This is a genomic window from Pseudomonas sp. UW4, assembly GCF_000316175.1.
In the GTDB taxonomy this organism is placed as follows: domain Bacteria; phylum Pseudomonadota; class Gammaproteobacteria; order Pseudomonadales; family Pseudomonadaceae; genus Aquipseudomonas; species Aquipseudomonas laurylsulfatiphila.
In genome coordinates this window covers 1327087-1340784 of sequence record NC_019670.1, presented here as the reverse complement: position 1 = coordinate 1340784, position 13698 = coordinate 1327087, and the positions used below count along the sequence as shown (strand labels likewise).

Genomic DNA, 13698 nt, shown 5'->3' with positions numbered 1-13698 from the left:
GGAATGACAGGCACCGCCTAAGCAATGGTTGATCGGGTTATCATGCCCACCCTCTTCCCGCCTCGACCCCAAACCATGACCTACAGCGTTTCCCCCATCGGCTTCGTACGCTCCTGCTTCAAGGAGAAGTTCGCCATTCCGCGCCAGCCACAACTGGCCCCGGCTGCCCGTGGGGTACTGGAACTGGTGGCTCCGTTCGATCAAGGGGATGCAGTGCAGGGCCTGGAGCAGGTCAGCCACGTGTGGCTGCTGTTCCTGTTCCACCAGGCCCTGGAAGAAAAGCCTCGCCTGAAGGTCCGCCCCCCTCGCCTCGGCGGCAATAAATCCATGGGCGTGTTTGCCACCCGCGCCACCCACCGCCCCAATGGCATCGGGCAATCGGTGGTGAAACTGGACAGGGTCGAAGCCAACCGCCTGTGGATCTCGGGCATCGATTTGCTTGATGGCACGCCGATTCTCGATATCAAGCCCTACGTACCCTACGCCGACATCGTCGATACAGCCGCCAACAGCATCGCCAGCGCTGCGCCGCAGCTGATTCCCGTGCAGTGGACGGACTCAGCACTGCTGCAGGCTCACGAGCATGCCCGGCGCCTTGATGAGCCTTTGGTTGAGCTGATCGAGCAATGCCTGGCGCAAGACCCACGCCCGGCCTATCAAACGCCGGCACCCGAGCGGGAATACGGCGCGCAGTTCTGGGATCTGGATGTGCGCTGGCATTACCCGACACCGGAGCTGATCCGCGTCCTGGAAGTCATTCCTGCAAAGGGCTGAACGCCGGAAACGAATAAGCCCGCATGACCTTCCCAAGTCATGCGGGCTTTTCAGATGCGCTGCAAATCTACTGTAGGAGCGAGCCTGCTCGCGAAAAACCTGAGGACGCCGCTGGGTATCAAGCTTCCCGCGTTATCGTTGACCTCCATCGCGAGCAGGCTCGCTCCTACAACGTGACCTGCGGTCACTTCTCTACGAACGCACGCTCGATCAGGTAGTCACCCGGCTCGCGCATGCGCGGCGAAACCTTCAGGCCAAAGCTGTTCAGCACTTCGCTGGTCTCGTCGAGCATGCTCGGGCTGCCACACAGCATGGCGCGGTCGTCCTGCGGGTTGATCGGGGGCAGACCGATGTCGCTGAACAGCTTGCCGCTGCGCATCAGGTCGGTCAGGCGGCCTTCGTTCTCGAACGGCTCGCGGGTCACGGTCGGGTAGTAGATCAACTTGTCACGCAGGGCTTCGCCGAAGAATTCGTTCTGCGGCAAGTGCTCGGTGATGAACTCGCGGTAAGCGACTTCGTTGACGTAACGCACGCCGTGGCACAGGATCACTTTTTCGAAACGCTCGTAGGTTTCCGGGTCCTGGATGACGCTCATGAACGGCGCCAGACCGGTACCGGTGCTGAGCAGGTACAAATGTTTGCCTGGCTTCAAGTCATCCAGCACCAGCGTGCCGGTAGGCTTCTTGCTGATGATGATCTCGTCGCCTTCCTTCAGATGCTGCAACTGCGAAGTCAGCGGACCATCAGGCACCTTGATGCTGAAGAACTCGAGATGCTCTTCCCAGTTCGGGCTGGCAATCGAGTAAGCGCGCATAAGCGGGCGGCCGTTGGGCTGTTGCAGGCCGATCATCACGAACTGACCGTTCTCGAAGCGCAGGCCCGGATCACGGGTGCACTTGAAGCTGAACAGAGTGTCGTTCCAGTGGTGAACACTGAGGACACGCTCGTGGTTCATGTTGCTCATGTACGTGGGACTCCTGGAGATTGGTCTGCGCGTGTTCGGTGTGCTCTGCAAGAAAGCCAGCTCTGCGCAATTGCATCGCATTCTAAAGGCAGAGACAATATCTGTTAAATGGATTATTAAGATAAGGGTTATCGGTTATATCGATATGCGATTTACTCTCCGTCAACTTCAAGTATTCGTCGCCGTCGCCCAGCAGGAAAGCGTGTCCCGTGCTGCGGGCCTGCTCAACCTCTCGCAATCGGCGGCGAGCACCTCGATCACCGAACTGGAGCGCCAGTGCAGCTGCCAACTGTTCGACCGCGCCGGCAAACGGCTGAGCCTGAACGCCCTCGGCAAACAACTATTGCCGCAAGCTGTCGCCCTGCTGGACCAGGCCAAGGAAATCGAAGACCTGCTCAACGGCAAGTCCGGTTTCGGCTCGCTGGCCGTGGGCGCGACCCTGACCATCGGCAATTACCTGGCCACCCTGCTGATCGGCAGCTTCATGCAGCGCCATCCGGAAAGCCAGGTGAAGCTGCATGTGCAGAACACTGCCAACATTGTGCAGCAGGTGGCCCACTATGAAATTGACCTGGGTCTGATCGAAGGCGACTGCAGTCACCCGGACATCGAAGTGCAAAGCTGGGTCGAGGACGAACTGGTGGTGTTCTGCGCCCCTCAGCATCCGCTGGCCCAGCGCGGCACGGCCACCATGGACGAGTTGAGCCACGAAGCCTGGATCTTGCGCGAACAGGGTTCCGGCACACGGTTGACCTTCGATCAAGCCATGCGTCATCACCGTTCTTCCTTGAATATCCGCCTGGAGCTTGAGCACACCGAAGCGATCAAGCGCGCGGTGGAATCAGGTTTGGGGATTGGCTGCATTTCCCGGCTGGCTTTGCGTGACGCATTTCGCCGCGGCAGCCTGGTGCCTGTCGAAACGCCGGATCTGGATCTGGCGCGACAGTTTTATTTCATCTGGCATAAACAGAAATATCAGACCTCGGCGATGCGCGAATTCCTCGATCTGTGCCGCGCCTTCACCGCCGGGGTTCAGCGCAGCGACGAGATCGTGCTACCGACGATCGCTTAGAGCAGGATGACCGCCCACACCAGGGCAATCATGCTCAATGCCACGAACTGGGCGGCACTGCCCATGTCCTTGGCATTCTTGGACAGCGGGTGCCGCTCAAGGGAAATGCGGTCGATGGCCGCTTCCACGGCCGAATTGAGCAACTCGACGATCAACGCCAACAGGCATACCGCGATCAACAACGCCTGTTCGACCCGGCTGACATTCAGGAAGAACGACAAGGGAATCAGGATGACGTTGAGCAATACCAGTTGCCGAAAGGCGGCTTCGCCGGTGAAGGCTGCGCGCAGGCCGTCCAGCGAATACCCGGAGGCATTGAGAATACGTTTCAGACCGGTCTGGCCTTTGAAAGGTGACATAGAGTAGGCAACTGACAAAAAAGGAAGTGGGAAAGCTAGTTCAACCAAAGTCAAAAAAGCGTGAAGTTGCCAGCCTTTAATGGCTGGAAGTTGACTCAAGTTGTTGCAAGAGCAGCGCAGCCTGGGTCCGGGTCCGCACATTCAGTTTACGGAAAATCGCGGTCACGTGCGCCTTGATAGTCGCCTCGGAAACACTCAACTCGTAGGCGATCTGCTTGTTCAGCAAGCCTTCGCAGACCATGGTCAGCACGCGGAATTGCTGCGGTGTCAGACTGGCAAGGCCTTCGCTGGCCGCCTTGGCCTCTGCCGAAACGCTGACCGCTTCGAACGCCTGCGGTGGCCAGAACACATCGCCATCGAGGACCGCACGCACGGCTTTCTGGATCACACTCAAGTCGCTGGATTTGGGAATGAAACCACTGGCGCCGAATTCACGGGACTTGACCATGATGGTCGGCTCTTCCTGGGCCGAGACCATGACCACCGGAATCTGCGGGTACTGACCGCGCAGCAGGACCAGCCCGGAAAAACCGTAGGCCCCCGGCATGTTCAGGTCCAGCAGTACCAGATCCCAGTCGGACTTTTCCGTCAGGCGGACTTCCAGTTCGGCAATGCTCGCCACCTCCACCAGACGGACATCCGGGCCAAGGCCCAGGGTCAACGCTTGATGCAAGGCACTACGAAACAGTGGGTGGTCATCGGCAATCAGGATTTCGTATGTGGCCATTTTTCAAATGATCCTGTTTTTTTTATGGGACGCCCGATGCATTCGGACCTCGCCAAAGCACCTCAAGGCACAGCCATGGAGCTGCACTGACCAGGCACATTCAACGCAAGAAACGCCATTACGAACGCTGGCCGCACCCTGATCGGCGCCAAGCATGCCCAGCGAAGCCGGGGTGGTCAAGCAGCATGCCCGGTACAGTTTATTGCAGTATGAGCGACAATCAGCCCACCCATGGAGTGACCGACTGGACATAGGCCATCAACTCGGCATGCGCCGGGGTCGAAACGTTCATGTCCAACTGATGTTTGGCGTCGAGGTAATGCTGGCTGAACACATCAAAGTAAGCATCCAGCGCCGAGGCTGCGTCGACATCGCCCGCAAGGTCGAGACACAGCGCCGCCACTTCCGCCGTGCACAGATGCTCGCTGCGGGTCGAGCGGCGCAACCGGTAGCGCGAGAGTTTTTCGGGCAGCAGGCTGAGGATCGGCAATCGATCGAAATAGGGACTCTTGCGAAAGATCTTTCGCGCCTCGGTCCAGGTCGCGTCCAACAGAATGAACAACGGACGCTTCGCGCCATCGACATCCACACTGTTTGTCACCCGCTCAGGCTCGACATACTCACCGGGAAACACCAGGTAGGGCTGCCATTGCGGGTCGGACAACAGCGCCAGCAACTTCGGATCGACCTCCGTACGGGACCAGATGAAGGCATGGTTGTCAGGGACCACATCGGCGATCAGCCAACCGGTGTTGCTCGGTTTGAACACTTCCTTGTTGGTCATGATCAGGCACACGCCGGAGCGGGTCGCGACCTGCGGACGCCATGCGCACAGGCAGTGGCTCTCGATCACCCGGCAGTCACGGCAACGCGGCGCACGCCAGCCGCGGGCCTGAATCGGCTTGATGCCTTCCTCCTCACGCTGATCGCGCAAGCGGGCTACGGCATTCAAAGCAAAGCGCGTGGGGGTAGTGCTCATAGCGGGCAACGCCCACAGAGAAGGGAACTCGACACGAAAAACACTCGACAGGGTAAAAAGTGCCAGCAGTTTACCAGACCGCCCGGTGCAAGCCTGTACCGTCCAGCCCGCCTCCCCTATAATTCGCCGCCACTGAACGCACAGTCACGTGACGGGTCAACCCCCCATCACTGAACCAGGAGAGTTTCATGCTGCGCCTTATCGTTCCTACCGCGGCCATTTTGCTGGCGTCGTCCCTCAATGCCCAGGCTGCGTCTTTGAAAGACACGGAACTGAACAAAATGCTGCAAAACGTCGCCACCCAGAGCAGCGTCGGCACTCCTCGAGCGATCAACGAAGACATACTCGATCAAGGCTACACCGTTGAAGGCAAACAGCTGATCAACCACCTGAGTGTGCAGAGCAGCCACGCCGACAAGATGCGTGCAGACCCGAAGGCGGTGTACTTCCAGTTGGGCGCTTCTGTCTGCAGAAACGAAGGGTTTCGCAAGCTGATGGCCAAGGGCGCGATCATGCGTTACGACTTCACCGAGGTGAAGACCAACCGTCCGGTTGGCTCCGCAAGCTTCCAGGAATCGGATTGCCTGCAACCGGCCAAGAAGAAAAAGTAATCACCGGGAATTGGCGCGCCGCTGTTCATCTTCGGCGCGCAATTCTGCCAGCAGCGCCTGCAAGTAACGCGAACGGCGTTCGCCGCCACGCAAACGCCGGCAGCACTCCTCTTCGAGGCTCAAATGATTGGCCTCGGCTGATGACTTCAACAATCGATACAGTTGCGTATCGACCTCCAGAACGACTCTGGCCATGGTTTCCCGCCTCCCTGCACTTCACTCATGTTTGAGTTTGAGCGATTAAATCCTTGAACTGCATATACCGTGCGTCCTGCCGTTGACGCAAAGTTGTCGTGCGGCACCTGTAACTTAGTAAATCAGAGTGCGGCACACGTGACGCCTGTTCAGACGAGCGGTGAAACCACCTTGCAAATCGTCAATAAGCGGTTGCCAGCAAAGACGTTGTGGCGCAATGATCAATCAGCGCAAATCGTTGTGAACGTCTAGATTTCAGGTGTCCACCTTCACTTTTTCAGGGCTGGAAAGGGGCTGGCCGTCGCTTGTCGTGTTATGCGATTGTTTCTTTCATCCAAGGGAAAAACAGAACCTGTTTGGATGATCCGATGCCTTTCGGATCAAGTAGATCGCCCAGGCATGGGCCTGGGCAGACAGCGATACATGAAGTGTCGTGGCGCGACGTACGTTGTCGGGCCGAAGGTTCTGTGCAGAAGGAGAAGTTGAATGCCTTACCAACCGAATGACCTCCTGAGCCGTCATTTTGAAGAAAGCGGCCACGACCTCCTCAGCAAGGTCGAAGAACAACTCAAGCTGATTTCACCCAACAGCCCGAATATCCCGATCTACCGTGACATGATCCTGACCGTGCTGCGCATGGCCCAGGAAGACCACAACCGCTGGAACGCCAAAATCACCCTGCAAGCCCTGCGCGAACTGGAACAGGCCTTCCGCGTGCTCGAACAATTCAAGGGACGACGCAAGGTCACTGTTTTCGGCTCGGCCCGTACCCCCATGGAACATCCCCTCTACAGGATGGCCCGGGAACTCGGCGCCGCTCTGGCGCGCTCGGACATGATGGTCATTACCGGCGCCGGTGGCGGCATCATGGCCGCCGCCCACGAGGGAGCCGGCCTGACACACAGCCTGGGGTTCAACATCACCCTGCCCTTCGAGCAGCATGCCAACCCCACTGTCGACGGCACGACCAACCTGCTGCCCTTCCATTTTTTCTTCACCCGCAAGCTGTTCTTCGTCAAGGAAGCCGATGCCCTGGTGCTGTGCCCGGGCGGCTTTGGCACGCTGGATGAAGCCCTGGAAGTGCTGACGCTGATTCAGACCGGCAAGAGCCCATTGGTGCCCGTGGTGCTGCTCGACGCGCCGGGCGGTAAATTCTGGCAAGGCGCACTGGACTTCATTCACCAGCAACTGGAGGAAAACCACTACATCCTGCCCACTGACATGAAGCTGGTGAGACTGGTCTACAACGTCGAAGAAGCGGTAGAGCACATCAACCAGTTCTACGGCAACTTCCACTCCAGTCGCTGGCTCAAGCATCAGTTCCTGATTCGCATGAATCACTCACTCAACGACCAGGCACTCGAATACATGCAGGAGGCTTTCGCCGACCTGTGCCTGAGTGATCATTTCCATCAGCACACTTACAGCGGTGAAGAACACGACGAAGCCGAATTCAGCCATCTGGCGCGACTGGTCTTCAACTTCAACGCCCGCAATCATGGCCGCCTGCGCGAACTTGTGGACTACATCAACCTGCCGGAAAACTGGGCACAATCAAAATCCCAGGCACAACAACGCACGCGGGAGTCGTCAAAGGTTACGTAAGGCATAAAAAACGGCCCGCTATCGAAATAGCGGGCCGTTTCAGTTCAATCGTCCATCCCTCGACCGCTGAACAGGCGGTTGATCATTTCCATGGAGTATCCCCGATACGCCAGGAACCTGCCTTGTTTGGCGCGCTCCCGGACATCTGCCGGCAATTGCCCGGAGAATTTACGTCGCCAGGTATCGGCCAGTTGCTCCTGCCAGTCGATACCGCTCTCACGCAGGGCTAGTTCAATATCGGTGCGCTGCAGGCCGCGCTGGCTCAATTCTTCACGAATGCGTAAAGGGCCATAACCGGAACGGGCGCGGAAGGAAACAAAACTTTCGAGGTAACGGGTTTCAGACAACAACCCCTCTTCCGTCAACCGGTCGAGTGCTGTTTCGATCATTTCAGGGAGGGCGCCGCGCTGACGCAGTTTACGCGTCAGCTCGACTCGACCGTGCTCGCGTCGTGCGAGCAGGTCCATTGCGGTTCGCCGCACCGCGACGAGTGTATCGAGTACGGCGGTCATCGCTTCGATCAGATATCAGCGTCAACCAGGTCGTCTTCGGTCTCTTTGACCGCAGAAGCTTTGGCGTCTGCTACAGATGCCGGGGACAGGAGCTTGTCACGCAGTTGCTTCTCCAGCTTTGCCGCGACTTCCGGGTTGTCCGCCAGGAACTTGGCCGAGTTGGCCTTGCCCTGACCGATCTTGGTGCCTTCATAGGCATACCAGGCGCCGGACTTCTCAACGAAACCGTGCAGAACACCCAGGTCGATCATCTCACCGTTGAGGTAGATGCCCTTGCCGTAAAGAATCTGGAACTCGGCCTGACGGAACGGCGAAGCCACCTTGTTCTTCACAACCTTGACGCGGGTTTCGCTACCAACGACTTCATCACCTTCCTTCACCGCGCCAGTACGACGGATGTCCAGACGAACCGATGCGTAGAACTTCAGAGCGTTACCACCGGTGGTGGTTTCCGGGCTACCGAACATCACGCCGATTTTCATGCGGATCTGGTTGATGAAGATCACCAGGCAGTTGGCGTTCTTGATGTTACCGGTGATTTTACGCAGTGCCTGGGACATCAGGCGAGCTTGCAGGCCCACGTGCATGTCACCCATTTCGCCTTCGATTTCAGCCTTTGGCACCAGGGCGGCCACGGAGTCGACGATGATCACGTCAACCGCGTTGGAACGCACCAGCATGTCGGTGATTTCCAGGGCCTGCTCGCCGGTGTCCGGCTGGGAAACCAGCAGGTCGTCGACGTTGACGCCCAGCTTGCCGGCGTACTCAGGATCGAGGGCGTGTTCGGCGTCGACGAATGCGCAGGTCGCGCCGGCTTTTTGAGCCTGGGCGATCACGGACAAGGTCAGCGTGGTTTTACCGGAAGATTCAGGACCGTAGATTTCAACAATACGGCCTTTTGGCAGACCGCCGATGCCGAGAGCAATGTCCAGACCCAGAGAGCCAGTGGAAATGGCCGGGATCGCCTGACGGTCCTGATCGCCCATACGCATTACGGCACCCTTGCCGAATTGACGTTCGATCTGACCCAGGGCCGCAGCCAAGGCTTTCTTCTTGTTGTCGTCCATTAAAGTCCTCACGTAATCAATAAGGCCTGACGGCCAACACCTGTATAAGTAGCCAGTATTATTCCACAGCGATTCCGGATCGCCTACCCCTGATTTGAGATTTCTGCCGCGGCATAGCGCAGCAGCCCCTCTAGCGCGGCCTTCACCGTTTGTCGGCGCACCTCGTCGCGGTCACCGGCGAAGTGTTGCAACTCGCTGAACACTCGCTCGCCCACCCCCCAGGCCAGCCAAACCGTCCCCACCGGCTTGCTCGGCGAACCACCGTCCGGCCCGGCTACGCCACTGACCGCCACGGAAAAATACGCACGACTTTTCTCCTGCGCGCCCCTGGCCATCGCCTCGACCACCTCGCGACTGACCGCCCCCACCGTGGTGAACAACTCCACAGGAACATCCAGTTGCAGGTTCTTCTGCAGATTGGAGTAGGTGACATAACCGGCCTCGAACCACGCCGAGCTGCCGGGAATACGGGTGATCGCCTCGGCGATCCCGCCTCCGGTGCAGGACTCGGCCGTGGAAACGTGGGCATTGAGAACCTGCAATTGCCTGCCAAGGTCAGCGGCGAGTTGGGTGATTACTTTCACGGTCATCTCCTGATGGGCGGGATGGGTTAACCGTACACCAGCAGACCGCACTTGCAAGCGACTGGGGCGATCAAAATGTAAAGAACCAGAGGCTCTGGAAAAGGCCTGCCGAGGATTCAATCTTCGACGTCGCCGGATGGAACTTGACTGATGCCCATGCGCTTGGCCGCCCAACGCTCATACAAACCCAAAACCACGTCAGTCCCGGCCATCGCCGCCAAACAACCGCCTGCACAAGCAGCCCAAATGGAAATATTGGCGGCGTGCAGCAACATGATGACCGAGGCGCCGCAGATCATGCTGGAGCCAGACCGCAGGCTCAGGCGCCGGATAAGGGGCCAGCCACGAACGCCCTCTTTATCGGCACGCCACATTTCACCGGTAACGCCACCGAGTATTGGCAGGCTGATGACCAGCCAAAGAGGCATGTCCAGCAACGCATATTGCTCAGTGGTCATTTCATGCCTCCTTGAGTGAACGGTCATTCCGTGTTCTTGAATGGATAGGCAACAAGACTATGCATTTATGCATATTCAGTCAATGCGTAAACGCATACAAGGAGACAATCCGATGCTTTCAGCAAACGAAAAAAACCCGCTCGGGAAGCGGGTTTCATCTGAACGCAGGGGGTGTTAGCGGGCGTACATGCCCCACCAGAAGACATGTCCGAGGATAACAATCGGCTCCTCCTGGATGTCCTGAAAGGTGTAATCCTCGTCCGGGTGTTCATCACGATTAAAGCTGCGCAGGCGAATCCCGGTCGGCAGGCGATACAGCTGCTTCACCCGCAATTGGCCGTTGTGATTGATTGCATAAAGGTCGCCGTCAACGATATCGCCAATGCCGCACTTGCCGGCATTCACGCCGACAGTGGCGCCATCGCGCAGTACTGGCAGCATGCTGTTGCCACGCACCGTCACGCATTTCGCCTGATCGAACTGCACACCATTGTGGCGCAGACTACGCTTCCCAAAGCGCAGGCTAGAGCGCTCGCTTTCCTCGATGACGAATCTTCCCGATCCTGCTGCCAATTCAACCTCACGAAGAAAGGGGACCGATACCTCGTCGTCATCGACAGGGGTATCGTCGTCCCACAGGCTGATATCCTTGAGTTCCGAATGCACAGGAGCGCGCCCGGCAATGGTCGCGGGCGCGACGTCCGCGCGACCGCGCAACTGGTCGGTGCTCACGGAAAAATAGTCGGCAATTCTCGAAATGTGCCGATCCGAAGGATCGACGATCTTCCCGCTGAGAATACGCGAGAGCGTGGATTGAGGTACGCCGGTACGACGGTGAAGCTCCGTGGGGGAGATCCCGTGCTGATCGAGCAATGCCCTTAAGACAGTAGATACGTTGCGTTTGTGCATAACGCGCATAGTGCTGGTTATTTTCGCAGAAGACAAATGCCCAATTGCATAATCGATGCATGACCTGTTTTTTGCATCGTAAAAGAGGTCACCCGGCCGCGATGCCTGCGTCGGGTAGAGCGCCCATGGTAACCTTGCGCCCATCGCGGAAAAGCCTGGCCGTTGCCCCGCTTTTGCCCCACCTCTTTCAACGAGCTTCCTGACAATCCGATGAATAAAGCCGTCTCCGACCTGTCTTCCCACACCCCCATGATGCAGCAGTACTGGCGCCTGAAAAACCAGCACCCGGACCAGCTGATGTTCTACCGCATGGGCGACTTCTACGAGATCTTCTATGAAGACGCGAAGAAGGCAGCCAAGTTGCTGGACATCACCCTGACCGCCCGCGGACAGTCGGCGGGGCAGGCGATTCCGATGTGCGGGATTCCTTACCATGCCGCCGAGGGTTACCTGGCAAAACTGGTGAAGCTTGGCGAATCGGTGGTGATCTGCGAGCAGGTCGGTGACCCGGCCACCAGCAAAGGGCCCGTGGAGCGGCAGGTGGTGCGCATCATCACGCCGGGGACGGTGAGTGACGAGGCGCTGCTGGATGAGCGTCGAGATAACCTGATCGCTGCCGTTCTGGGTGACGAGCGCCTGTTCGGTCTGGCGGTGCTGGACATCACCAGTGGCAACTTCAGCGTGCTGGAAATCAAGGGGTGGGAAAATCTGCTGGCGGAGCTGGAGCGGGTCAACCCGGTGGAGCTGCTGATCCCGGATGACTGGCCCAAGGATCTGCCGGCAGAAAAACGCCGCGGTGTGCGTCGCCGTGCGCCATGGGATTTCGAGCGCGATTCAGCGCTCAAAAGCCTGTGCCAGCAATTCTCGACCCAGGATCTCAAGGGCTTTGGCTGCGAAAACCTGACCCTGGCCATCGGCGCCGCCGGTTGCCTGCTGGCCTACGCCAAGGAAACCCAGCGCACCGCCCTGCCCCATTTGCGCAGCCTGCGTCATGAGCGCCTCGACGACACCGTGGTGCTCGATGGCGCCAGCCGTCGCAACCTGGAGCTCGACACCAACCTGGCCGGCGGCCGCGACAACACCCTGCAATCGGTGGTGGACCGTTGCCAGACCGCCATGGGCAGCCGCCTGCTGACCCGCTGGCTGAATCGCCCGTTACGCGATTTGACGGTGCTGTTGGCGCGCCAGAGCTCGATCACCTGCCTGCTCGACGGCTACCGCTTCGAAAGACTGCAACCGCAGCTCAAGGAAATCGGCGACATCGAGCGGATTCTTGCGCGGATCGGCCTGCGCAACGCCCGCCCGCGCGACCTCGCCCGCTTGCGTGACGCCCTCGGCGCACTGCCCGAACTACAAGTGGCAATGACGGAGCTTGAAGCCCCGCACCTCCAGCAACTCGCCAGCATCACCAGCACCTACCCGGAGCTGGCGGCACTGCTGGAGAAGGCCATCATCGACAACCCGCCCGCGGTCATTCGTGACGGTGGTGTACTGAAAACCGGCTACGACAGCGAACTCGACGAACTGCAATCGCTCAGCGAAAACGCCGGACAATTCCTGATCGACCTCGAGGCACGGGAAAAGGCCCGCACCGGCCTGTCGCACCTGAAGGTCGGTTACAACCGCATTCACGGTTACTTCATCGAGCTGCCAAGCAAGCAGGCTGAGTCGGCACCGGCCGACTATATTCGCCGCCAGACGCTCAAAGGCGCCGAGCGTTTCATTACGCCGGAACTCAAGGCGTTCGAAGACAAAGCATTGTCAGCCAAGAGCCGCGCCCTGGCCCGCGAGAAGATGCTGTACGAAGCACTGCTCGAAGACCTGATCGCCCAACTTCCACCCTTGCAGGACACCGCCGGCGCCCTGGCCGAACTGGACGTCTTGAGCAACCTGGCCGAGCGTGCACTGAACCTCGACCTGAACTGCCCGCGCTTCGTCAGTGAGCCGTGCATGCGCATCAGCCAGGGCCGCCATCCGGTGGTCGAGCAAGTGCTCACCACGCCGTTCGTGGCCAACGACCTGAGCCTGGACGACAACACCCGCATGCTGGTGATCACCGGCCCGAACATGGGCGGTAAATCCACCTACATGCGTCAAACCGCTCTGATTGTGCTGCTGGCGCATATCGGCAGCTTCGTGCCGGCGGCCAGTTGCGAATTGTCGCTCGTCGACCGCATCTTCACCCGGATCGGTTCCAGCGATGACCTGGCTGGCGGGCGCTCGACCTTCATGGTGGAAATGAGCGAAACCGCGAACATCCTGCACAACGCCACCGAGCGCAGCCTGGTGTTGATGGACGAAGTCGGGCGCGGCACCAGCACCTTCGATGGCCTGTCGCTGGCCTGGGCGGCGGCCGAACGCCTGGCGCATCTGCGTGCCTACACGCTGTTCGCCACCCACTACTTCGAACTGACCGTCCTGCCGGAGGCCCAGCCGCTGGTGGCCAACGTGCACCTCAATGCCACCGAGCACAATGAACGCATCGTGTTCCTGCACCACGTGCTGCCCGGCCCGGCCAGCCAGAGTTACGGCCTGGCGGTCGCGCAGCTGGCGGGCGTACCAAGTGAGGTGATCACCCGTGCCCGCGAGCATTTGAGCCGCCTGGAAGACACCGCACTGCCCCATGAGTCGCCAGCACCTGCCAAAGGTAAACCGGCGGTTCCACAGCAAAGCGACCTGTTTGCCAGCCTGCCACACCCGGTGCTGGAGGAACTGGCCAAGCTCGATCTGGACGACATGACACCACGTCGTGCTCTCGAAATGCTCTATACACTGAAGACACGGATCTAACGCAGCGGCTTGCAAGCTGTTAGAATCTCGCGCGGTTTGGGATGCTGCTGGCTAATAGCCTGGCCAGCAGACTATCGCTCCCAAACCTGGCG

Annotated in this window: 15 protein-coding genes; 5 read left to right on the top strand and 10 right to left on the bottom strand. The window is 59.1% G+C overall.

Translation table 11 applies throughout. The annotated features are described in order from the left end of the window. Positions 1 to 75 precede the first annotated feature (75 nt). Positions 76 to 774, top strand: coding sequence for a tRNA (N6-threonylcarbamoyladenosine(37)-N6)-methyltransferase TrmO (tsaA, locus tag PPUTUW4_RS05805; RefSeq protein WP_015093793.1), 699 nt, complete (start codon positions 76 to 78; stop codon positions 772 to 774). 184 nt (positions 775 to 958) lie between these two features. On the opposite strand, the gene fpr is transcribed toward tsaA, so the two are convergent. Continuing rightward, positions 959 to 1738, bottom strand: coding sequence for a ferredoxin-NADP reductase (fpr, locus tag PPUTUW4_RS05800; RefSeq protein ID WP_003443014.1), 780 nt, complete (start codon positions 1736 to 1738; stop codon positions 959 to 961). A gap of 145 nt (positions 1739 to 1883) precedes the next feature. Here fpr and PPUTUW4_RS05795 point away from each other — a divergent pair, with 145 nt between their 5' ends. Next, a complete protein-coding gene (locus PPUTUW4_RS05795) occupies positions 1884 to 2810 on the top strand; it encodes a LysR family transcriptional regulator (RefSeq protein WP_015093792.1) in 927 nt (308 codons plus the stop codon). Here PPUTUW4_RS05795 and PPUTUW4_RS05790 read toward each other — a convergent pair. The 3 genes from PPUTUW4_RS05790 to PPUTUW4_RS05780 form a co-directional block, all read right to left on the bottom strand. Then, positions 2807 to 3169: a diacylglycerol kinase gene (locus tag PPUTUW4_RS05790; RefSeq protein ID WP_015093791.1), complete on the bottom strand. Its 363-nt coding sequence runs from the start codon at positions 3167 to 3169 to the stop codon at positions 2807 to 2809. The genes PPUTUW4_RS05795 and PPUTUW4_RS05790 overlap by 4 nt on opposite strands. Before the next feature lie 76 nt (positions 3170 to 3245). Further along, a complete protein-coding gene (gene erdR / locus PPUTUW4_RS05785; RefSeq protein WP_007971156.1) occupies positions 3246 to 3896 on the bottom strand; it encodes a response regulator transcription factor ErdR in 651 nt (216 codons plus the stop codon). A gap of 220 nt (positions 3897 to 4116) precedes the next feature. Then, positions 4117 to 4875 (bottom strand): tRNA-uridine aminocarboxypropyltransferase, encoded by a 759-nt coding sequence (locus PPUTUW4_RS05780; protein WP_015093790.1) that lies wholly within the window; start codon positions 4873 to 4875, stop codon positions 4117 to 4119. 188 nt (positions 4876 to 5063) lie between these two features. Between PPUTUW4_RS05780 and PPUTUW4_RS05775 the strand changes: the two genes are divergently transcribed. Then, a complete protein-coding gene (locus tag PPUTUW4_RS05775; protein WP_007971154.1) occupies positions 5064 to 5486 on the top strand; it encodes a quorum-sensing-regulated virulence factor family protein in 423 nt (140 codons plus the stop codon). Here PPUTUW4_RS05775 and PPUTUW4_RS05770 read toward each other — a convergent pair whose 3' ends face one another. Then, entirely contained in the window at positions 5487 to 5681 is a 195-nt protein-coding gene (locus tag PPUTUW4_RS05770) for a hypothetical protein (RefSeq protein ID WP_015093789.1), read from the bottom strand. A 486-nt stretch (positions 5682 to 6167) separates the two neighbouring features. On the opposite strand from PPUTUW4_RS05770, the gene PPUTUW4_RS05765 reads away from it, so the two are divergent. Beyond that, complete coding sequence (locus PPUTUW4_RS05765; RefSeq protein WP_015093788.1) at positions 6168 to 7286, top strand: TIGR00730 family Rossman fold protein; 1119 nt, start codon at positions 6168 to 6170, stop codon at positions 7284 to 7286. Between the two features lie 44 nt (positions 7287 to 7330). Here PPUTUW4_RS05765 and recX read toward each other — a convergent pair whose 3' ends face one another. The 5 genes from recX to PPUTUW4_RS05740 form a co-directional block, all read right to left on the bottom strand. Next, positions 7331 to 7798, bottom strand: a complete 468-nt coding sequence (recX, locus tag PPUTUW4_RS05760; RefSeq protein ID WP_015093787.1) for a recombination regulator RecX — start codon at positions 7796 to 7798, stop codon at positions 7331 to 7333. 8 nt (positions 7799 to 7806) lie between these two features. Continuing rightward, positions 7807 to 8865: a recombinase RecA gene (recA, locus tag PPUTUW4_RS05755; protein WP_007971148.1), complete on the bottom strand. Its 1059-nt coding sequence runs from the start codon at positions 8863 to 8865 to the stop codon at positions 7807 to 7809. A gap of 83 nt (positions 8866 to 8948) precedes the next feature. Then, positions 8949 to 9449 (bottom strand): CinA family protein, encoded by a 501-nt coding sequence (locus tag PPUTUW4_RS05750; RefSeq protein WP_015093786.1) that lies wholly within the window; start codon positions 9447 to 9449, stop codon positions 8949 to 8951. Between the two features lie 116 nt (positions 9450 to 9565). Then, positions 9566 to 9907 (bottom strand): phage holin family protein, encoded by a 342-nt coding sequence (locus tag PPUTUW4_RS05745; RefSeq protein WP_015093785.1) that lies wholly within the window; start codon positions 9905 to 9907, stop codon positions 9566 to 9568. A gap of 174 nt (positions 9908 to 10081) precedes the next feature. Beyond that, positions 10082 to 10825: an XRE family transcriptional regulator gene (locus PPUTUW4_RS05740; protein ID WP_083884609.1), complete on the bottom strand. Its 744-nt coding sequence runs from the start codon at positions 10823 to 10825 to the stop codon at positions 10082 to 10084. A 201-nt stretch (positions 10826 to 11026) separates the two neighbouring features. Between PPUTUW4_RS05740 and mutS the strand changes: the two genes are divergently transcribed. After that, entirely contained in the window at positions 11027 to 13606 is a 2580-nt protein-coding gene (mutS, locus tag PPUTUW4_RS05735; RefSeq protein WP_015093783.1) for a DNA mismatch repair protein MutS, read from the top strand. The last annotated feature ends 92 nt before the right edge of the window (positions 13607 to 13698 follow it).